General features: G+C 72.8%; 23 protein-coding genes. 12 read left to right on the top strand and 11 right to left on the bottom strand.

Translation table 11 applies throughout. The features are described from left to right. The first annotated feature begins 12 nt into the window (after positions 1–12). The gene (locus J1M64_RS19960) at positions 13–528 is read left to right on the top strand and encodes a PaaI family thioesterase (protein ID WP_307872443.1); all 516 of its coding nucleotides are present in this window, start codon (positions 13–15) and stop codon (positions 526–528) included. 78 nt (positions 529–606) lie between these two features. Here the strand turns inward: J1M64_RS19960 and serS are convergent, their stop codons facing one another. Both serS and J1M64_RS13245 read right to left on the bottom strand, forming a co-directional pair. Beyond that, on the bottom strand, positions 607–1,869 hold the full coding sequence (serS, locus tag J1M64_RS13240; RefSeq protein WP_163375315.1) for a serine--tRNA ligase: 1,263 nt from the start codon (positions 1,867–1,869) through the stop codon (positions 607–609). A 60-nt stretch (positions 1,870–1,929) separates the two neighbouring features. Next, positions 1,930–2,373, bottom strand: coding sequence for an ankyrin repeat domain-containing protein (locus J1M64_RS13245; RefSeq protein ID WP_067714851.1), 444 nt, complete (start codon positions 2,371–2,373; stop codon positions 1,930–1,932). Positions 2,374–2,420: 47 nt separating this feature from the next. Between J1M64_RS13245 and J1M64_RS13250 the strand changes: the two genes are divergently transcribed. After that, positions 2,421–3,539: a septum formation family protein gene (locus tag J1M64_RS13250; protein ID WP_241261513.1), complete on the top strand. Its 1,119-nt coding sequence runs from the start codon at positions 2,421–2,423 to the stop codon at positions 3,537–3,539. Then, a complete protein-coding gene (locus J1M64_RS13255) occupies positions 3,536–3,886 on the top strand; it encodes a metallopeptidase family protein (protein WP_069388729.1) in 351 nt (116 codons plus the stop codon). Before J1M64_RS13250 ends, J1M64_RS13255 begins: the two co-directional genes overlap by 4 nt. Positions 3,887–3,913: 27 nt before the next feature. Here the strand turns inward: J1M64_RS13255 and J1M64_RS13260 are convergent, their stop codons facing one another. From J1M64_RS13260 to J1M64_RS13270, 3 genes are read right to left on the bottom strand one after another with little or no spacing between them, the layout of a single operon-like run. Beyond that, the gene (locus J1M64_RS13260; protein ID WP_206474415.1) at positions 3,914–4,546 is read right to left on the bottom strand and encodes a histidine phosphatase family protein; all 633 of its coding nucleotides are present in this window, start codon (positions 4,544–4,546) and stop codon (positions 3,914–3,916) included. Next, positions 4,543–5,475, bottom strand: a complete 933-nt coding sequence (gene pheA / locus J1M64_RS13265; RefSeq protein ID WP_206474416.1) for a prephenate dehydratase — start codon at positions 5,473–5,475, stop codon at positions 4,543–4,545. The genes J1M64_RS13260 and pheA overlap by 4 nt, the downstream gene beginning before the upstream one ends. Positions 5,476–5,495: 20 nt before the next feature. Continuing rightward, positions 5,496–6,035, bottom strand: a complete 540-nt coding sequence (locus J1M64_RS13270) for a hypothetical protein (RefSeq protein ID WP_206474417.1) — start codon at positions 6,033–6,035, stop codon at positions 5,496–5,498. A gap of 67 nt (positions 6,036–6,102) precedes the next feature. On the opposite strand from J1M64_RS13270, the gene J1M64_RS13275 reads away from it, so the two are divergent. The 3 genes from J1M64_RS13275 to J1M64_RS19965 all read left to right on the top strand — a co-directional run bounded on the left by J1M64_RS13275 (position 6,103) and on the right by J1M64_RS19965 (position 9,394). Beyond that, on the top strand, positions 6,103–6,795 hold the full coding sequence (locus J1M64_RS13275; RefSeq protein ID WP_067714865.1) for a hypothetical protein: 693 nt from the start codon (positions 6,103–6,105) through the stop codon (positions 6,793–6,795). 22 nt (positions 6,796–6,817) lie between these two features. Beyond that, positions 6,818–7,657, top strand: coding sequence for a CPBP family intramembrane glutamic endopeptidase (locus tag J1M64_RS13280; protein ID WP_067715105.1), 840 nt, complete (start codon positions 6,818–6,820; stop codon positions 7,655–7,657). Between the two features lie 222 nt (positions 7,658–7,879). Then, positions 7,880–9,394: an LCP family protein gene (locus J1M64_RS19965; RefSeq protein WP_241261514.1), complete on the top strand. Its 1,515-nt coding sequence runs from the start codon at positions 7,880–7,882 to the stop codon at positions 9,392–9,394. A 10-nt stretch (positions 9,395–9,404) separates the two neighbouring features. On the opposite strand, the gene J1M64_RS13290 is transcribed toward J1M64_RS19965, so the two are convergent. From J1M64_RS13290 to J1M64_RS13305, 4 genes are all read right to left on the bottom strand, one after another. Then, positions 9,405–10,301, bottom strand: a complete 897-nt coding sequence (locus J1M64_RS13290; RefSeq protein ID WP_206474418.1) for a hypothetical protein — start codon at positions 10,299–10,301, stop codon at positions 9,405–9,407. Positions 10,302–10,466: 165 nt separating this feature from the next. After that, positions 10,467–11,378, bottom strand: a complete 912-nt coding sequence (locus tag J1M64_RS13295) for a DUF5926 family protein (RefSeq protein WP_371517424.1) — start codon at positions 11,376–11,378, stop codon at positions 10,467–10,469. Positions 11,379–11,466: 88 nt separating this feature from the next. Then, positions 11,467–12,297 carry a glycerophosphodiester phosphodiesterase family protein gene (locus J1M64_RS13300; RefSeq protein WP_206474419.1) on the bottom strand — a complete coding sequence of 277 codons (831 nt, stop codon included), beginning with the start codon at positions 12,295–12,297 and terminating at the stop codon, positions 11,467–11,469. A 3-nt stretch (positions 12,298–12,300) separates the two neighbouring features. Further along, positions 12,301–13,143: a DUF4328 domain-containing protein gene (locus J1M64_RS13305; protein WP_241261515.1), complete on the bottom strand. Its 843-nt coding sequence runs from the start codon at positions 13,141–13,143 to the stop codon at positions 12,301–12,303. A gap of 60 nt (positions 13,144–13,203) precedes the next feature. Between J1M64_RS13305 and J1M64_RS13310 the strand changes: the two genes are divergently transcribed. Together J1M64_RS13310 and J1M64_RS13315 are read left to right on the top strand one after the other, a co-directional pair. Next, positions 13,204–13,572, top strand: a complete 369-nt coding sequence (locus J1M64_RS13310) for a DUF488 domain-containing protein (RefSeq protein WP_206474420.1) — start codon at positions 13,204–13,206, stop codon at positions 13,570–13,572. Positions 13,573–13,773: 201 nt separating this feature from the next. After that, entirely contained in the window at positions 13,774–13,977 is a 204-nt protein-coding gene (locus tag J1M64_RS13315) for a cold-shock protein (RefSeq protein WP_007629661.1), read from the top strand. A gap of 149 nt (positions 13,978–14,126) precedes the next feature. On the opposite strand, the gene msrA is transcribed toward J1M64_RS13315, so the two are convergent. Next, complete coding sequence (msrA, locus tag J1M64_RS13320; protein ID WP_374220855.1) at positions 14,127–14,804, bottom strand: peptide-methionine (S)-S-oxide reductase MsrA; 678 nt, start codon at positions 14,802–14,804, stop codon at positions 14,127–14,129. A gap of 74 nt (positions 14,805–14,878) precedes the next feature. Between msrA and J1M64_RS13325 the strand changes: the two genes are divergently transcribed. Next, on the top strand, positions 14,879–15,082 hold the full coding sequence (locus J1M64_RS13325) for a hypothetical protein (RefSeq protein WP_206474421.1): 204 nt from the start codon (positions 14,879–14,881) through the stop codon (positions 15,080–15,082). Between the two features lie 13 nt (positions 15,083–15,095). Here J1M64_RS13325 and J1M64_RS13330 read toward each other — a convergent pair whose 3' ends face one another. Beyond that, complete coding sequence (locus J1M64_RS13330; RefSeq protein WP_256821334.1) at positions 15,096–15,539, bottom strand: NUDIX domain-containing protein; 444 nt, start codon at positions 15,537–15,539, stop codon at positions 15,096–15,098. Between the two features lie 158 nt (positions 15,540–15,697). On the opposite strand from J1M64_RS13330, the gene J1M64_RS13335 reads away from it, so the two are divergent. From J1M64_RS13335 to J1M64_RS13345, 3 genes are all read left to right on the top strand, one after another. Next, complete coding sequence (locus tag J1M64_RS13335; RefSeq protein ID WP_067714888.1) at positions 15,698–16,300, top strand: superoxide dismutase; 603 nt, start codon at positions 15,698–15,700, stop codon at positions 16,298–16,300. A 202-nt stretch (positions 16,301–16,502) separates the two neighbouring features. Next, positions 16,503–18,551, top strand: a complete 2,049-nt coding sequence (locus J1M64_RS13340; RefSeq protein WP_206474423.1) for a neutral/alkaline non-lysosomal ceramidase N-terminal domain-containing protein — start codon at positions 16,503–16,505, stop codon at positions 18,549–18,551. 77 nt (positions 18,552–18,628) lie between these two features. Continuing rightward, a complete protein-coding gene (locus J1M64_RS13345; protein ID WP_119193494.1) occupies positions 18,629–19,396 on the top strand; it encodes an SDR family NAD(P)-dependent oxidoreductase in 768 nt (255 codons plus the stop codon). The last annotated feature ends 153 nt before the right edge of the window (positions 19,397–19,549 follow it).

Raw genomic sequence — 19,549 nt, forward strand, 5'->3', positions numbered from 1 at the left:
AGGTTCGGCGGGGTGGATGACGCCCCCTTCGATTCGGTCGACCCGGTGGCACAGAGCCGCCACTACTCCTGGCCTGCCCTGCCGGGTGCTGCCGAGCGCAGCGTGCACGCGGGTCTGGAGGCGCTGCGCCTCATCATCGACGGCGAGCGACACCTCTCCCCCGGCGCGCATACGCTCGGCGTCCGCTTGTCCGCGGCCGAGGTGGGCGCTGTGACCATGACGGCCGAGCCCGCGGAGTGGGCACTGAACAACGGCGGGACGGTCCACGGCGGGATCGTCTCCGGGTGGGTGGACACGGCGCTCGGCTACGCGACGGCGACGGTCGTGGAGGAGGGCGTCGGCTACAGCACCCTCGACCTCACCGTGCGGTACATCCGGGCGCTCCGGTTGGAGCGCACGCCCGCCACGATCCGCGCGGAGGTCGAGCACGCGGGCCGGTCGACGTGCGTGGTGCAGGTCCGGGTCACCGACACCGACGGCCGCACGTGCGCCAGCGCGAGCGGCGTGATGATGCTGTTCCGCCCGTGACCCGGGCGGCGGCCCGCGAGGCGTCCGAAGACCTCGTCGTCGTCCCCGGACACCCCGGCGACCACCCGCGGTGCGGGGTCAGCGGATCGGCTCGAGCACGTCCTTGCCGACGAACGGCCGAAGCGCCTCCGGCACCACGACGGAGCCGTCGGCCTGCTGGTGGTTCTCGAGGATCGCCACCAGCCACCGCGTCGTGGCGAGGGTGCCGTTGAGGGTGGCGGCGGTCTGCGTCCGACCCTCGTCATCGCGGTACCGCACACCCAGGCGGCGGGCCTGGAACGTCGTGCAGTTGGAGGTCGAGGTGAGCTCGCGGTAGGTGCCCTGGGTGGGGACCCACGCCTCGCAGTCGTACTTCCGGGCCGCCGAGGAACCGAGATCGCCACCCGCGATGTCGATGACGCGGTACGGCAGGCCCATCGCCTCGAGCATCTCCTTCTCGAACCCCAGTAGACGCTTGTGCTCGGCGTGGGCCTCCTCGGGCTTGCACCACGAGAACATCTCCACCTTGTCGAACTGGTGGACGCGGATGATGCCGCGGGTGTCCTTGCCGTGGCTCCCGGCCTCGCGGCGGAAGCAGGAGGACCAACCGCAGTACCGCTTCGGCCCGTCCGACAGGTCGAGGATCTCGCCCTGGTGGTACCCCGCGAGCGCGACCTCGGACGTGCCGACCAGGTAGAGGTCGTCGGCGTCGAGCTTGTAGACCTCGTCGGCGTGCGCGCCGAGGAACCCGGTGCCCTGCATGATCTCCGGTCGCACCAGGACGGGCGGGATCATCATCGTGAAGCCGTTGGCGGTGGCCTTCTGCGCCGCCAGCTGCAGCATGCCCAGCTGCAGCAGTGCGCCGTAGCCGGTGAGGAAGTAGAAGCGCGCGCCGGAGACCTTGGCACCGCGCTCCATGTCGAGCAGCCCCAGGCTCTCGCCGAGCTCGAGGTGGTCCTTCGGTTCGAAGTCGAAGGTCGGGATCTCGCCGACGCGCTCGATCTCCACGAAGTCGTCCTCGCCGCCGGCGGGCGTGCCCTGCTCGACGACGTTGGACAGCAGCCGCTGGAGTCGCTCGACTTCCGCCGCGGCGGTCTTCTCGGCCTCCTCGGCGTCCTTGACCGCCTGCTTCAACGCACCCGCGGCCTCGAGCAGCGCGGGACGCTCGTCGGGCGAGGCCTGTCCGACCTTCTTGCCGTGGGCCTTCTGTTCGGCGCGAGCCCCGTCCGCGGCCGCGATCGAGGACCTGCGGGCCTCGTCGGCGGTGAGCAGCTGGTCGACCAGCGACGGGTCCTCACCACGGGTGCGCTGGGAGTCGCGGACGACGTCGGGGTTCTCGCGGAGCAGCTTGAGATCGATCACGCACCTCAGCCTAGCGGCCCCACCCGGCCGGCCCGAGCCGCGACCGTGGCCGCGGGTGGATCAGACGCCGAACAGCTCGAGGAAGGCGTCCTTCTCGAACATGCGCGCGGTGTCGACCGCGGTGGGTGTCCCGCCGTAGGGGTCCGCACCGGCCTCGAAGAGCGCGCGGACGACCTCGCCGTACCCCTTGAACACCGCTCCCGCCAGCGGCGTCTGGCCCCGGTCGTTGGCGCGGTCCACCTCGGCGCCGCGTTGGAGCAGGGCGCGGACGGTGTCCGGGTGCCCGTTGTAGGCGGCGAGCATCAGCAGGGCGTCGCCCCGCTCGTTGGTGAGGTCCGGGCTCACCCCGGCGTCGACATACGCCGCGAGCCGCTCGGTCTCGCCGTCGCGGGCCAGCTGGAACAGCATCTGCGCGAACTCGAGGACCTCCGGGTCCACCCCGTCCCGCGGCGAGCGCACGTCGCCGTCCGCACCGGCCGGCTCGTCGTGGTTCTGTCCGCTCATGCAGAGGATCCTATCGGGACCGCGCGATTGCGGCATCATGGAAGGCGATGACCACTTCCACCCGATCCTCGCGCCGTGGTCGATCGCTGCTCCGCACACGGGGCGCGGTCATGGCCTCCCTCCTCGCCATCCTGTCCGGCGGGGCGGTCACCGGTGCGCTCATGGCGTCGGCGATCAACGATCCCAACTCCTCCCGCGCCGAACGCATCGCGGCGGTCGTCCCGCAGGTCGACCCGCGCACCCTGTCCGGGCCCGCGTACGCCGAAGCCGCGCCGGGCACCTGCCTGACCTGGTCGCTGGACGCCGCGGACCGCGTCACCTCGTTCGACACGGTGGACTGCTCCGAACCGCACCGGTTCGAGGTGGCGGCCCGGATCGACCTGTCGGAGGTCCCCGGTTTCGGGGAGAGTGCGCCGCTGCCGGTCAGTGCCGAGCTGGCGCCGGTGGGGACCGAGCGCTGTCTCCCGCTGATCTCCCGGTACGCCGACGGGCGCGAGGTCGATCCCGGCGGCCGCTTCACCGGGCTCGTCGTGCCGCCCTCCGAACAGGGCTGGGACAAGGGCGACCGGAGCGTGCTGTGCGGTGTCGCCGCCGCCGAACTCGACGGACGCTCCGCCCTGTCGACGGGCACGTTCGCCCAGGCAGACCAGCACCGCCGATGGGAGCCGGGTACCTGTCTGGGCTTCACCGACGAGGGCCTACCCGGCGCGACCACGCCCTGTTCGGAGGACCACTCGATCGAGATCGTCGCCGACGTGAACGTCTCCGCCGTGTTCCCGGAGGGGCCGGTCCCGCCGGACCCCCGACAGCAGTCCGAGCTCACGGCCGACGCCTGCCGGGAGGCCGGTGTCGCCTACCTCGGTGACGCCGAGGCACTGCGGCGGACGACCCTCATCTCGACGCTGGTCAACCCGATCTCGGAGGTGTCGTGGCAGACGGGTAGCCGGACCGTCAACTGCGGGTTGATGAAGGCCGCGGAACCCGGCCCGTTCGCGGTACTGCGGGGGTCGGCGCGCCAGGGCGTGCTGGTCGACGGAGCCACCCCGGTCGCTCCCACCACCACGCAGATCCCGCCGCCGGGTCAGCCGCCGGGAGGCGTCCCCGGAGCGCCGACCGACGCGGGCCAGGGCACGGTGTCGGTACCGGTGCCCGGCGGGACGCCGTGAGCCTGAGGGTCGACGAGACACGCTTCGAGGAGCTGGTGGACGACGCGTTGGACTCGGTCCCGGACGCGCTGTTCGAGGCGATGGACAACGTCGTGGTGCTCATCGCCGACCGCCACCCGGACGAGCCCGACCTGCTGGGCCTGTACGAGGGGGTGGCGCTGACCGAGCGCGACACCACCTACTCGGGGTTCCTCCCGGACACCATCACGATCTACCGGGGCGCACTGTGCGCGTTCTGCTCCACCGAGGAGGAGCTGGTCCACGAGGTGGCGGTGACGGTGATCCACGAGATCGCGCACCACTTCGGGATCGACGAGGAGACGCTCCACGCGCTCGGCTGGGGCTGAGCCCGATCGGGGCTGAGCCCGCCGCCGTCAGTACCCCGGTCGCCCCAGGTGGTCGCCCCACCGCTCGCACGCCCAGCCGCCGCCGTCCGGCGCGAGCTCGATGACCCCGCAGTTGGGGATCCGGTTGTCCAGCGCCCACTGCGAGGGGACGGCGCCGGCGAACACGGCGAGCATCCGCATGAGCGTGCCGTGCACCACCAACACCACGTCCACGGCGTTGTCGAGATAGGACTCGCGCAGCTCGGTGATCAGCGGCATCGCCCGGTCCTGCACGTCCAGGGCACTCTCACCGTCGGGGAGCCGGGAGTCGAGATCGCCGAGCTCCAACCAGTCACGCACCACCCGGTTGTAGGCCAGGAGCGCCTCGGCACCGGTCCGCATCTCGTAGCGGCCGGCCTGCACCTCGTGGACGCCGGGCACGGCCTGGGTGGGCAGGCCCATCTCCCCGGCGATGAGCCCGGCGGTCTCGCGGGCGCGGGCGGCCTCGGAGCTGAGAACGACGGACGGCCTGATTCCCGAGCCGGCCAGCTCCCCGCCCACCAGCCGTGCCTGATCGCGCCCGAGGTCGGTGAGCGGCGCGCCGGGCAGGGCGGTGTCGAGGGCGCCGGCGACGTTGGACGGGGTCTGTCCGTGGCGGACCAGGTGGAGGCGGGCGCTCACCCCGCGTCCTCCCCGCGTCGCAGGCGGTCGAGCCAGTCGATCTCCTCGGCGCGGTCCGGTGGGGGCGCACCGGCCTCACCGCCGCCGGCGACGGGCCACGACCCGAGGTAGCGCAGGTCGGCGGTCCGGTGACGCAGCGCGACGAGCGCCTCCGCCACCGCTGGGTCGTCGATGTGCCCGACGAGGTCGACGTGGAACAGGTAGGTGAACCGCTCGACGCGGGTGGGCCGGGAGCCGATGCGGGTGAGGTCGATGTCGCGGATCGACAGTTCGGTGAGCGCCTGGACCAGCGAGTTGGGCTCGTGGGGCAGCCCGAAGATCACGCAGGTGCGGTCGCTGCCGGTCCGGGGCGGTGGCGGGGCGGGCCGTCCGACCAGCACGAACCGGGTGCGCGCCCCGCCGATGTCGGCGACGTTCTCGGCGAGCGGGACCAGTCCGTTGATCTCGCCGGCCCGGCCGGGCGCGGCGGTGGCGTCGGCGGTGCCGGCGGCGACCTCTTCGGCGCCGGCGGCGGTGGAGGAGGTGGTCTCGATGTGGGCCCGGGGCAGGTTCGTCCCCACCCAGCGGCGGACCTGCGCGGCGGCGACGGGGTGGGTCCGCAGGACGCGGACGTCGTCGGCGGCGGTGCCGGGCCGCACGAGGATGGAGAACACCACGTCGAGTTCGGTCTCGGCGAAGATCTGCAGCCGGTCCCCCACCGCGAGCGCGTCGCTGGTGGGGTTGACGGTGCCGTCGACGGAGTTCTCGAACGGGACGCACGCGTAGTCGGCGGTGCCGGCGCGGACCATGGCCAACGCCTCGTCGGGGGTGCCGGCGGGGACCGCCTCGGCATCGGCGAGCAGCGCCGAGGTGCGCGCGTCTGCGCGCAGTCGGTGCAGGGCGGCATCGGTGAAGGTGCCGGGCGGGCCCAGGTAGGCGACGGTGACCACGACGACAAGACTAGCCAGCGTCAGGGACCGTCGGCCGACGCGAGGTCCGCCGAGACGGCGTCGACCCGCCCGTCGGGCACGAGGGCGCACGTGACCACGTCGCGGATCGCCTCCCGGGCCGACCTCGACAGGCCCAGGATCCGGGCCGGGTCCGGTCCTGCGAGCGCCGCGCGGGCGTCCGCCCCGGTCATGGCGGCCACGGCGCCGGCCAGAATGGCCCACACCTGGTCGGCGTCGGCGCAGCGGGGCACCAGGCCGGAACCGAACCCCACCCCGGAGTGGGCGGCCACGGCGAGCAGGTCCGCGAGGTGGTCGGCGGCGGGCCCGGGGCCGGCCAGCCCGGGGGCCACGTCGACGACCGCGGGGGTTCCCGCAGCGAGCACCCCGGCCACCGCGTCGAGCGCGGGCAGGCCGGTGGCGGCCGCGGGTTCCACCTCGACCGGGGCGGGCGCCGACCACCGCGCCAGGGCCGACACCATCGACGCCTCGTCCACCACGAGGTCGTCCAGCAGATCCGGCCGGGAGGGACCGCGACCGAGCAGTTCGAGCGACACCGTCATGGCCTCAGGTCTACACCCCGCGCGATGACCTCAGGACCACACCCCGCACGTTGCTACGCTCTCCCCGATGGGTACCGACGACTCCCCCGTGCCCGAGTACGCGGCCGACTACACCCCCGCACCGGACGACGCCCCGGACGCCTCCCACCTCACGCCCGAGGAGAAGCGCGGGCCGCGCACCGTCCACGTGGCACTGGGGTTGCTGGCCGCGTTGCTCGTCGCCGCCGTGGCCACGAACCCCGCATCGGTGCTGCCCCGCGACTCGACCCTGGCCGGCACCTACTACGTCGACGAGGGCTCCGGGCTCGAGCTGCAGGTGCCGGTCGGCTGGCGTGTGATCGACGACCCGGAGTTCGGCAGCGTGCAGCTGCGGCCGGTCGGCACCGGTCGGGCCCTGGACACCCGCATCCTCGCCGGGCCCCTGGAATCCGGGATCGCCGCCGCCGCGATCACCGATGACCAGGGGGCCGCCACCGCGCTCGCGGAGACCATCCAGTTGTACGTCCTGGGCGTGTCCGGGACCCGTGACGAACAACGGATGGCCCCCGTGGACAACGAGGCGGGGACGGGCGCCGCGATCTCCTACGTGGTGGTCCCGGACGGCATCCCCGACCAGGACTCCGGCGGCCTGGTCTACACCGCTGTCTTCGGTTCCGAGGACAGCCGGTGGTGGGTGGCGTACGTGACCACCGCGCAGCAGTCCGCTCCCGGCGTCCGGTGGATGGACCGGATCGTCGACCATGTCCGGCTCCCCGAGTGACCGCGTGGCGGTGAGCGGGTCGATGCCACCGGCTTCCGGCGCGGGACGGGTCCGCGCGGCTCTCTCGCCCCGCGAGGCGTTCGCCCGGTATGCGGCTCGGTTCGACCCGGTGACCGACCCCCGTGTCCGCCGGCTGCTGGTGGCCGAGCTCGTCGTCGTCCTGGCCGTCACCTTCGGCCTGTCCGGCGCCTACGCCGTCCTCGACCTGGTCTCCGCGCTTCTCGCACCGGCGGACCTCGGGGAGCAGACCGCCGCCCTCAACGTCTCACGCTCGGAACATCCGTGGCTCGACCTGGCCTACCAGGCGCTCGGGGTCCTGCGACTGCTGGCGTGGGCGCTGCTGCCGCTGGTGCTGCTCGCGCATTCCGGGCTCGGCGCACGGGCCGTCGGGCTGGTGCGCGACCGTCCGGGCCGTCAGATCGCGTGGGGGCTCGCGCTGACCGCCGTCATCGGCGTCCCCGGGCTGGCGTTGTACCTCGGCGCGGTCGCCGCCGGCGTTAATCTGCAGGTGTCGGCATCGGGCCTGGGCGAGACGTGGTGGCGGCCCGTCGTGCTGGTGCTGTCCGCCGCCGGCAACGGCGCCGCCGAGGAGATCCTCGTGGTGGGGTACCTGCTCATCCGGCTGCGCCAGCTGGGGGTGCCGCCCGCACTGGCCCTGGCGGCCAGCGCCCTGCTGCGCGGGTCGTACCACCTCTACCAGGGGTTCGGCGGCGGGCTCGGGAACCTGGCGATGGGTGTGGTGTTCGCGTTGTGGTGGATGCGGACCCGCCGGCTGTGGCCGCTCGTGCTGGCGCACACGCTGCTCGACGTGGTCGCGTTCCTCGGCTATGCGCTGCTCGCCCCGCACCTGTCGTGGCTGTGACCGCCCGACTCATCGCTGTGACCGCCCGGCCGCCGCTCCGCGCCCGCCACCGCTTCAGGTGCGCTGCCCGAATGGTCCATTCAGGCAGCGAACCGGGTCGAATTGCGTACATAGGGGCAGCGCACCCCGGCGCAGAGGGGCGACCCCCGCGGTTGTGACGCTTGTCCCGCCGGGGCCGTGGGACCCGCCGACCGCGGCACCGGGCAAGTAGAGTCCGATCCCATGACCGACGACTCCAGGCGCCGGCACCTCACCCCGGAGGAGGCCGCCGAGCTCCGGCGACGCGCGCGCGAACGCCGTGGCTACGCCGACCCCGGCGCGCCGCGGGACCCGTCGGCCAGGCCCGACCGCGGCGATCGGGGCGACCGGCGGGACCCCCGCGCCGCGGGCGGTGACCGTCCCGTGGGTCGCACCGGCTATCAGCCACGCCAGCAACCGGAGCCGCTGTCCCCGGAGGAGCGGGCCCGCTACGCCGCCCGGGACCGCCGCGACCCCGCGGACCCGCGCGCCGGGCGCGACCCCCGCGACCCGCGCGCCGGACGCGACCCCCGCGACCCGCGTGCCGGACGCGACCCCCGCGACCCGCGTGCCGGGCGCGACCCCCGCGACCCGCGTGCCGGACGCGATCCCCGGGACCCGCGGCAGCCCGCCGGTGCACGGGCCGGCTCGCGCGACCCCTACCGGGGGCCCGTCGACCGCCGCGGCCGGCGACCCGACCGTCGCCCCCCGCGCGGGGCGGCGGGGACGCCGCGCGGCCCCCGCAGCCGCCGCACCCCGCGGCGCCGAATCGGGCCCCTGCGGATCCTCGGACTGGTGCTGGTCGTCGTGCTCACGCTCGGGGTGGTGAGCGTGCTGTGGGCGGATTCGAAACTGCAGCGGATCGACGCGCTGACCGACTACCCGGGGCGAGGCGGCAACACGCCCGGCACCGTCACCCTGCTGGTGGGCACCGACTCCCGCGAGGGATTGACCGCCGAGCAGCAGGCCCAGTTGTCGACCGGGTCCGAGTCGGACGCCGGCGGCAAGCGCACCGACACGATGATGCTCGTCTACACCCCCCGCGGCGGGGACCGGACGATGCTCATCTCCCTACCCCGTGACCTGCTGGTCGACATCCCCGGTTACGGCGAGAACAAGCTCAACGCGGCCTACACCTTCGGCGGTCCACCCCTGTTGGCGCAGACCCTGGAGCAGCAGTCCGGGGTGCGGATCGACCACTACGCGGAGATCGGGTTCGGCGGTTTCGCCGGGATCGTCGACGCGGTCGGCGGCGTGGACATCTGCATCGACGAGCCGATCAACGACCCGCTCGCCGGACTCGACCTCGCCGCCGGGTGCCAGACGCTCGCCGGCCCGCAGGCGCTGGGCTTCGTGCGCACCCGCTACGGCTTCGCCGAGCAGGACCTGCAGCGCGTCCGCAACCAGCGACAGTTCCTCGGCGCGCTCATGCGCAAGACGCTCTCGCCCGGGAACCTGCTCAATCCGTTCACGGCCGTGCCCCTGGTGAACTCGGCGTCGGAGGCGGTCACCGTGGACACCGGCGACCACATCTGGAACCTCGCCATGGTGATGCGTCGACTCAGCGGTGACCCGCTCACCGTGACCGCACCCCACGACGGGATGGCCTCCGGGTCCGTGGGCTCCTACCTCGTGTGGGGCCCCACGACGACCGGGTTCTTCGACGCGGTGGCCTCCGGGCGGACCCCGGGACCGGAGTTCCTCGACACCGGACCGTGAGCGGCCGAGCTCAGCCGGCCGGGGTGATGGAGACGATCCCCCACGTGCCGTCGGGGTTCTCGGCCACCCGGACACGCTGCCGGATCAGTACCGGTTCGGCCTCCGGCGGGTACTCGGTGAGGTCCACCTCCAGCAGGGTCGGTGACAGTTCTCGTACGTCCACGCAGTGAGTGGTGCCCTCGGGGACCCGCTCGACCCCCTCGACGCGCAGCTGCTCCTCGGTCATCCGGCTGGAGGGCGCGACCGCCTCGAAGGCCTTCTCGGCCGAACGCTCCACGTAGTAGGCGTGATCGAAGGCCAGCACCGCCCCGGCCGGCGTCTCGAGCGAGCCCGGTCCGGACCCCACCATCCGGCCGGGTTCGGACACCTCCACGCACCCGGTGTCCCGCTCGGCCGCCGGGCTGACGGCCCCTCGGGTCACGACGTACCCGAGGACCGCGGACCCACCCAGCACCGCGACCCCGGCGGCCGCCAGCAGGGCGATCCGCGCCGGGCGGTGGTCGAGCACCGCGGGAGCCGGCGACGGTTCGTCCTCGGGGAGGTCACGGTCCGCGGCCGGGGCCCCGAGCGAGAGGGTGGACAGGTCGTCCGCCTCGCGCCGGGTGCTGCCGGTCCCGGCCGGCGCCGCCGAGGTGCGCGGCTCCCCCGCCGTCGGGGCGTGTGCACCGCCGCCGGCGGCGCCGAGGGTGATGCGGGTGGGGGGCGGGGCATCGGCGGACGGTTCGGGCTCACCTGACCCGGCCCGCCCGGTACCCGGGCCACCGGCCTCACCGGCCGACCGGCCCGCGGCGGGGACGCCGGGCATCGCGTGATCGGGGGTCGGCCCGGTCCGCAACCACGGCGGAACCGTCACCTCCGGGAGCCGGGGGGCCTCGTCGTCGTCGCCCGCCCTCGGCCGGTCGGCCACGCCGCCCCACCCCCTCACTCCACCCCGCGTCGACTCATCGCGTGACGGGTCATCGCGTCACGGGCGACCGCGGTCGCCATCGGAGTGGATCCTAGAGGTCGGCGCGCCCGGCCGGGGGTTCATACCGCGGGTGCCGGGCGCGTGGTGCTCGCGGGGAGCCGCCGTCTAGCGCAGGGTCACCTGACGTGCGCGCAGACCGTCGCGGGAGGACCGCTCGTCCGAGGTGAGGGGAGTGTCGTCGGCCAGGGCGTCACGCAGCGCGGCGTCGAGCGCCTGCAGACCCGGCGCCCATTCCTGGTGGTGCATCTCGCGGTCCAGGTCGAACACCGGCACCAGGACCCCGTGCGTGCGGAACGACCCGGCGAAGCGGGACCCCTCCCCCAGATGGAGCGCACCGGCGGCGTGCACGCGGGCGAGGGCCTCGAACAGGTCGTCCTCGTTCTCCGGCCGCACCCAGCGGATGTGTGCCTTCTCGCCGGCGTCGACCCACCAGGCGGCCTCGATGCCGTCCGCGGAGACGCGCGCCGAGGGCATCATGACCTCGTTGGCGTTGCGGATGGCCTGCTCGATCTCGGGCCCCACGTCCACGCCGTCGGCGACCCACCACGAGAAGTCGTCGTGGACGACGATCTCCAGCGGCGCATCGGCGACCACGACGTCGGCCAGTGCCGGGGTGGAGTCGGTCGGGTGCGACGAGGTGAGGGTCTCCCCGCCACCGGCGCGGGTCGCCCAGTCCACCGCGTAGGCCAGATCGACGGCGGGGTCCGGCCCGTGGACCTGCACCTGCAGGCCGACCATGGCCTGGCCGCCGAGCTCCTCGTCGCGGACCAGGCCCGCGATGGCGCCGGGCAGCACGGTCGCCAGCGTGACCTCCCGCCCACCGTCGACCGTGGTGAGGCGCGCGGTGGCCGACGGCACGAACTCGCGCATCGCCACCATGTCGCATTCCCCGGCGAACCCGGCGAACGGCCGCGGCTCGACGCTCAGTTCCTCACGCTCGGCCGCGCGCGCGGCGATCTTGGCCTGGCGGTTGCCGCCGGCCTTGGGCTCGTTGTTCCGATTGCGTCTACCCACGATCACCACGATACGGTGCGCCCCCGCCGACCGCCCGCGTAGGCGTCGGACTCGAACCCGGACTCGGGCCCGGGCTCGGCCGGCCCGCCCGTCAGGCGCCCGCGGGCCCCTCGGTCCGGGGCGCGCCGCCGTCGAGGACGGTCAGCGCGCGCGAGGGGACGTTGGTGCCGACCCAGTCCACGCCGAGGTCGCGGCACAGCAGCAGGTCGGCGGGGTCGTCGACGGTCCAGCAGTAGGTGCCCATCCCCCGTGACCGCCAGTACTCGACCAGCCACGGCCGCGCCCGCAGCGTCCCGATGCTCGGCCCCATCAGCTGGGCACCGAACCCCTCGGCCGGCCACGACTTGACGATGTTCCGACGCTCGCGCAGCTGCACCGTCGGCACGTCCGGGGCGAGCCGCCGGAACCGCCGCACGGCCGCGACCGAGAAGCTCATCATCACCGCGCGGGAGTCGGCGAACGACGGGGCCCGGTCGAGGCCGAAGTACGTCAGCTCGTCGCGCAACGCCGTCTCGACCCGCCCGCCGGACGGCACCGGGTGCTTGGTCTCGAGGAACAGCCGGACGTCCGGGTACGCCTCGGCCATGACGAGGAAGCTGCGCAGCGTGAGCACCGTTTCGGGGGCGCGGTGCACGGGGTGCCACGACCCCACGTCGAGCGCGGAGATCTGCTCGAGGGTGCTGGCGTGGACCCAGAGATCCCTGTCGGCGACGCGGGTGGTGCGGGGGTCGTGGAGCAGGACGGGCACGCCGTCGGAGGTGAGGCGGACGTCCACCTCGAGCGCCTCGGCGCCCTGGTCGAGGGCCTGCTGATAGGCGACCCGGGTGAGTTCGGGGAATTCCGCGGAGGCGCCGCGGTGTGCGACGACCCCGCTGCGGGTGGAGACGGGCGAGGGCAGGTGGGTGGTCGCGGGGACCGTCACGTCTCAATCCTTCCGGGTTGCTGACGCTTCCAGGATCCCCGCCGCGATGAACCTGCGGGTGAACCGCGGGGAAGGGTCACTGAAACTCCTCATGACGCCCCGGGTCTCCCGGACCGCCCACGCCGCGGCGAGTGCGGCGAGGGCGGTGAGCAGCACGGTGTCCGCGGCGGCCTGTGGGCCCTCCCCGCTACCGCGCCACAGGGCGACCGTCACCGCCAGGACGTTGACGGCCCAGGCCACCCACCACCGCCGGAGTTCCGATCGCGACGGGGCACGGGTCGACACCCGGCGCAGTTCCTCGAGGTAGACGGGCAGGCGGAAGAAGTTGACGACGACGAGGAGGGCACCCACCCACAGGCCCGCCCGTGACCGGGGGTCCCGAACCGGTGCGTACGCCCGTCGCCGCATCTCCACCAGCCAGGCCGTCGCCGTGACGGCTGCGGCGATGCCCACGGCGATCGCGACGATCCCCGTCACCCAGACCAGGGCGGTGGTGAGGGCCTCGAGCCACCACGGCGCGAGCCGGTCGGCGTACCAGACCAGGGCGGCGTAGCGCAGTCCGTGGGCCACTGCGGTGGCGAGGAACCAGGCGCCGGCCGCCCGCATGATCCCGGGGGCGGCGGTGGCCAACCGGGCGGGTGCCGGTCCTGCCGGCTGCTCGAGGTGGCGCGGGATCGCGACCGGCGGCAGCCCCCACCGCGGGGTGCCGGGGTAGGCCGGGGTGCGGTCGCGCCACGCCGGCCCGGTGCGGTGCCGCGGGACGGGCGGCCGCGTCACGGGCGTCGGGGGTCGCCACGGCGGGTGGGCGACCCAGCGCCACTGCCCCTGACGCCGCGGTGTGGTCATGGCGACCATGCTGGCACAGCCCGGGTGGCGTCGGACGGCGGTGTGCCGGAGCCTGGGTCCATGTCCGTGAACTGCGTGCGCGTGCACGACCTCGTCTCGGGAGAGGCCGACCCGGCGGGGGCCCACGTCGTCCTCGTGGACCGGCTGTGGCCGCGGGGCGTACGCAAGGACTCCCTCGGTCACGACGATTGGTGCCGGGACGTGGCTCCGTCCGCCGACCTGCGCCGCGGGTTCCACCGCGGTGAACTGGACTTCGAGCACTTCGCGGAGAGGTATCGGGAGGAGTTGTCACGCGATCCCGCCGCCGGGGAGGTGGGCCGCCTGGCGACGCTGGCGGCCCGTGACGACCTGGTGTTGGCCTATGCGGCGAGGGACACCGAGCACAACCACGCCCTCGTTCTGGCGGACGAGATCAGGCAGCACATGTAGCCGTCGTCACATCAGGGGTGACGGATCGCAAGGGCGTGTGTATGGTCTTACTCAGTAGTTGAAATCGTTCGTTGTATTTCTGTAGATCCACCGTCCTCGAGAGAGGGCAGTGCGGCACCGCAGGGAAACACACAGCACGCTCTCTGCTGCAGCACCCGGGACCCCGACAAGCGGGGTACCGACTCTCGAAAGGACGCCAATATGGCTACCGGCACCGTTAAGTGGTTCAACGCTGACAAGGGCTTCGGCTTCATCGCCCCCGACGACGGCTCGGCCGACGTCTTCGCCCACTTCTCCGCCATCCAGGGCTCGGGCTACCGTTCGCTCGAGGAGAACCAGCAGGTCTCCTTCGACGTCGCGCAGGGCGCCAAGGGCCTGCAGGCGGAGAACATCACCCCGATGTGATCTGTGACGTCAGAGTGATCTGACGTCCTTCAGACTCCACGAGAGGGCCCGGCAGGAGAGATCCTGCCGGGCCCTTTCGCATGTCCGCTCCGTCTGCCCCTCGGTCCGATCATCCGCTCCCGCGCCCGGCCAGACGCGGGAGCCCCCGGTCAGATGGGGCAGGCGACGCCGCTGCGGACGTGGCAGTCGTAGCCGCCCGGGTTCTTCACCAGGTACTGCTGGTGGTAGTCCTCGGCGTAGTAGAAAGTGCCGGACCGGACCTCCCCCAGCTCGCCGATCTCGGTGGTCAGCGGGCCGTAACCGGCCGCGTCGAGCTCCTTCTGGTACCCCTCGGCGATGCGACGGGCCACCTCCAGCTGCTCCGGCGTGGTGGTGAAGACGGCCGAGCGGTACTGCGTGCCCATGTCGTTGCCCTGGCGCATCCCCTGCGTGGGGTCGTGCCACTCGAAGAACGTGGCCAGCAGCTTCTCCACCGGCAGCACCTGCGGATCGAAGACCACAAGCACGGCCTCGGTGTGGCCGCTCGCCCCGGTGCAGGTCTCCTCGTAGGTGGGGTTCGGCGTCCACCCGCCGGCATACCCGGCGGCGGTGGTCCAGACCCCGTCGAGCTGCCACAGGATCTTCTCCGCGCCCCAGAAACACCCCATGCCGAGCACTATCGTCTCGTGGCCCTCCGGGAACGGCGGGACCATCGGGTTTCCGGTGACGATGTTCGCCGGCGCCACCGGCACCGGGTCAGCGCGGCCCGGGAGCGCCGCCTCGGCGTCGACGACCGTGGTCGCGGTACGCATGGCGGAGTGTCTGATCGCGTCTTGTAGCCAGCCCATGCCGCCAGGGTAACCCTCCGGCCCGTTCGTGATCCGGACGTGATGTGACCAATGCCATAGTCGGCGCTAGGGTGGTGACCAGTTCGACCGAGGGGGAGCTCGACGTGACCGCTACACAGCCCGCCGCGCAGCGCCTGCGCGCCATCCTCGACGGCGAGCCGCCGCAGCCCTTCGAGGGGTCCGGCTGCAGCGATCACGTCCGTCGCCGCAACCTCCACGTGAGTGTCGCCGTCGCCCTGGCGCTCCTGATCGTGCTCGTCGTCCTCCTGGTGATCTGACCAGGCACGGTCATCACGTCAGACAGTCGCGGGCGACGCGCACCAGCAGGGGGGCCCACGGCGCACACGCGTCCTCCGGCAGCGTCGCGATGTGGGCCACCTCCGCGGCCGCGACCCAGCGCAACTCCGCTATCTCGGCCCGGTGCCGCTGCCCACCGTCCACCTCGGCGGCGAAGACCTCGGAGACCAGGGAGAAGCCGGGCTCGTTGGCGGTCGCGGTGTCGAACCGCCCCAGGGGGGTGAGCCGATCGGGGGCGATGATCACCCCCAGTTCCTCGTCGATCTCCCGGGCGGCGCACGCCCGGGGCGACTCCCCGGCCTCCCACTTCCCGCCGGGCAACATGAACCGGTCGGTGCCCGCCTTGCGGACGGTCGCCACCGCCCCGTCGGGTCGGGTGAGCACGACGGCCGACACGGAGATGATGCCGCCGGCCGGGGCCGTATCAGAGTGATCCACGACCCCGATCATGGCAGGCCATCGGCTCGGGCGGCAGCCGGCGGTCGCGCAGCACGACGCACCGGTGGACGGATCACTATGGTGGAGGTGGACGTCGTGACGGGCGCCACGGGGACTCCCGTGCGCAGCCCGCCACCCAACTGAAAGGACACTCCACTATGGCCGAGTACGTTCTTCCCGATCTCGACTACGACTACGGCGCTCTCGAGCCGCACATCTCCGGCGAGATCATGGAGCTGCACCACTCCAAGCACCACGCGACCTACGTCAAGGGCGCGAACGACGCCATCGAGCAGCTCGCCGAGGCCCGCGAGGACGGCAGCATCGCCGCCAAGGCCCCGCTGCTGAGCAAGAACCTGGCCTTCCACCTCGGTGGCCACACCAACCACTCCGTGTTCTGGAAGAACATGTCGCCGAACGGTGGCGACAAGCCCGAGGGCGAGCTGGCCGCCGCGATCGACGCCGAGTTCGGGTCGTTCGACAAGTTCCAGGCCCACTTCAACGCCGCCGCCACGACCCTGCAGGGGTCGGGCTGGTCCGTCCTGGGCTGGGACCACATCGGGCAGCGCCTGATCATCCAGCAGCTCACCGACCAGCAGGGCAACATCTCGATCAACATCACCCCGCTGCTCATGCTGGACATGTGGGAGCACGCCTTCTACCTGCAGTACAAGAACGTCAAGCCGGACTACGTCAAGGCCTGGTGGAACGTCATCAACTGGGCGGACGTGGCCGAGCGCTACGCCGCCGCCAAGGGCTGACCGACAGGTCACGCGCCACACGGCTCAGCAGAGTTCGCAGCGGCCCGGGCGGGGATCTCCCCGCCCGGGCCGCTGCCCGTCGGTCGGCGCAGATCGCCCGCCCACCTCCGCGAGACATCCCCCGGACGAGCGTCCACTTGGGTAGCGTCAGCCGCGATGCGATGATGCGAATCACCGCGGTACGCGCACCCGGGGAGAGACGATGTCCGACAACCTGATCACCGTCAGCCGCCGCACCGTTCTGGGCGGGGCCGCCGCACTCGGCGGGGTCGCCGCGCTGCAGTCGCTCCTGCCGGCCGTCGCCTCGGGCCAGTCCACGGCCATGTACGTCGGCCGCGGCATCGGGGACATGACCGGAGAGCCGCTGGGCGCGGGCATGAACGGGTACGCGGACACCGAGCAGCAGTCCGTCGGGCTGCATCTGCGGCAGCGGGCCCGCGCCTTCATCTTTGCCGACTCGCCGTCGTCACCCCGGTTCCTCCACGTCACCGCCGAGATCGGCCTCGTCTTCCAGTCGATCCAGCAGGAGGTGTTGCGCCGACTGGCCGCCGAGTTCGGCGACACCTACCACGAGGGCAACGTGGTCATCACCGCCACGCACACCCACGTGGCACCCGGCGGAACATCCGGCCATCCGATGGTCGACCTGTCGATGCTGGGCTTCCGGCCGGTGACGTTCGAGGCCAACGTGGCGGGGATCGTCGACGCCGCCCGGATGGCCCACCACGATCTCGCGCCCTCGGGAGTCGGTGTCACCACCGGCACACTGCACGACGCCGGCGTCCAGCGTTCCCGCGGGTCCTTCGACCGCGATACCCCCGAGGAGCGGGCGCAGTTCCCGGCGGGGATCGACCCGCGGTCGCAGTCGTTGCAGATCACCCGCGACGGCCGACTCGTGGGCGTGCTCAACTGGTTCGGCGTCCACGCCACCTCGATGACCTCCCACAACACGATCGCGTCCTCGGACAACAAGGGTTTCGCCGCATGGCACTGGGAGCGGGAGGTGGCCGGGCAGGACTACCTCGACGGCCGCACGCCGGAGCTGGTCACCGCGTTCGCCCAGACCAACCCGGGCGACGTGAGCCCCAACCTCGACCTGGCCCCCGGCCGGGGACCGACGCCCGACGAGTGGCTCAACACCAGGATCATCGGCGAGCGACAGTTCGCGGCCGCGCGGGACCAGGTGGGCACAGGGGTCCGGCCGCTCGGCAGCGGGATCGACGTCCGGCACCGCTGGGTGGACATGTCGGCCGTCGAGGTGCGGCCCGAGTTCACCGGCGACGGACGCACCCACCGGACGGCGGTGGCGGCCCTCGGCGCGTCGTTCGCGTCGGGCAGCCAGGAGGACGGCGGCGGTGGGGACGAGCTACCGTTCGCCGAGGGTGACCGCGGCGGCAACCCCGTCATCGCGGCGATCACCGACGTGGTGATCCCCGCCTGGCTCCGCGAGGCGCACGGCGCCAAGGACGTCCTGCTCCCGGTGGGCCTGGTCCCCCACGCGATCCAGCGCGTGTACCCGTTCCACCTGGTCCGACTGGGAACGCACCACCTGTTCACCCTGGGGTTCGAACCGACCGTCGTGGCGGGCCTGCGCCTGCGCCGGACCCTGGCGGCGGAACTGGGGGTGCGCGAGGACCACGTCACCGTCCAGGGGTACTCCAACGCCTACGGGCACTACGTCACCACGCCCGAGGAGTACTCGGCGCAGAACTACGAGGGCGGCGCGACGGCGTTCGGCCCGTGGACCCTGCCGGCGATCCAACAGGTCGCCGCCGACCTCGCCCGCTCGATGCGGGCCGGGACTCCGCTGGACCCCGGCACCTCCGAGCGGGACCTCACCGGGCAGATCCCCGTCTCCCCGCTGGGCAACCCACTCGTCGACACACCGGCTCCGCTGCGGAACTTCGGCGACGTCCTGGACCCGCCGCTGGCGGAGTACCGCGTCGGGCAGCGGGTCGTCGTGCGGTTCTGTGGCACCCACCCCAACTCCGACCTGCGCCGGGGAGACACCTACCTCGCGATCGAGCGGCGGGAGGGCGACCGGTGGGTGCGGGTGCACGACGACGGCGACTGGTCCACGATGATCGTCTTCGAGGGCCTGCTGACCGTCACCGGCGCCCTCATCACCTGGGACATCCCGCCGGGCACCCCGGCCGGCGCATACCGCGTGGTCTACACGGCGTCGGGCCGCGGGATCGACGGGCGCCTGTTCCCCGTAAGGGGGGAGAGCCCGGCCTTCGACGTGCGCTGACAGCGGGTCTGGGACACTGGGGACGTTAATGCTTGCACTTCCTAGTGCTCGCGTCGTCTACAGAAAGGACATCGCCCGTGGACATCAAGGGTGCTTCCGTCATCGTCACCGGCGCCGCCTCCGGCCTGGGCAACGCCACCGCGCGCTCATTCGCCGAGAAGGGCGCGGTCGTGTTCGGCCTCGACCTCCAGCAGTCCATCGACAAGGCGGTCGAGCAGGGCATCGATGAGGGCATCACCCTCATCGCCGCCGACGTCACCAGCGAGGACGACGTCAAGGCCGCCATCGCCAAGGCCACCGAGGCCGCGCCGCTGCGCGTGGTGGTCAACTGCGCCGGCATCGCCCCGGCCGCACGCATCGTCTCCAAGAAGGGCGTGCACGCGCTCGACCTGTTCCAGACCTGCATCTCGGTGAACCTCGTGGGCACGTTCAACGTGCTGCGCCTGGCCGCCGAGGCCATGTCCACCCAGGACACCGTGGACGAGGACGGCCAGCGCGGCGTCATCATCAACACCGCGTCCGTCGCCGCCTACGAGGGCCAGGTCGGCCAGATCGCCTACGCCGCCTCGAAGGGTGGCGTGTACTCGATGGGCATCTGCGCCGCGCGCGACCTCGCGCAGTTCGGTATCCGCGTCAACACCATCGCCCCGGGCACCATCGAGACCCCGATGCTGAAGGGTCTGACCGAGGAGTTCCAGAAGTCTCTCGAGGCCGCGATCCCGTTCCCGTCGCGCCTCGGCCGCCCGTCCGACTACGCGCAGCTGGCGAACGCGATCGTCGAGCAGGACTACCTCAACGGCGAGAGCTTCCGCATGGACGGCGCCCTGCGCATGGCGCCGCGCTAGCAGCCCCACCGGGCCCGGACCCAGCGTCCGGCGCCTGTGCCGGTACGACCGAGGCCCGCCCCCTGCGAAGGGGGCGGGCCTCGGTGCTTCGCGCGGGTCAGGCGGTGCCAACAGGGTCAGCCGCGACCGTTGTCGAGCGCGGGGCCGGGGGCC

It is taken from the genome of Dietzia sp. KRD202 (assembly GCF_017168155.1).
GTDB lineage: Bacteria > Actinomycetota > Actinomycetes > Mycobacteriales > Mycobacteriaceae > Dietzia > Dietzia kunjamensis.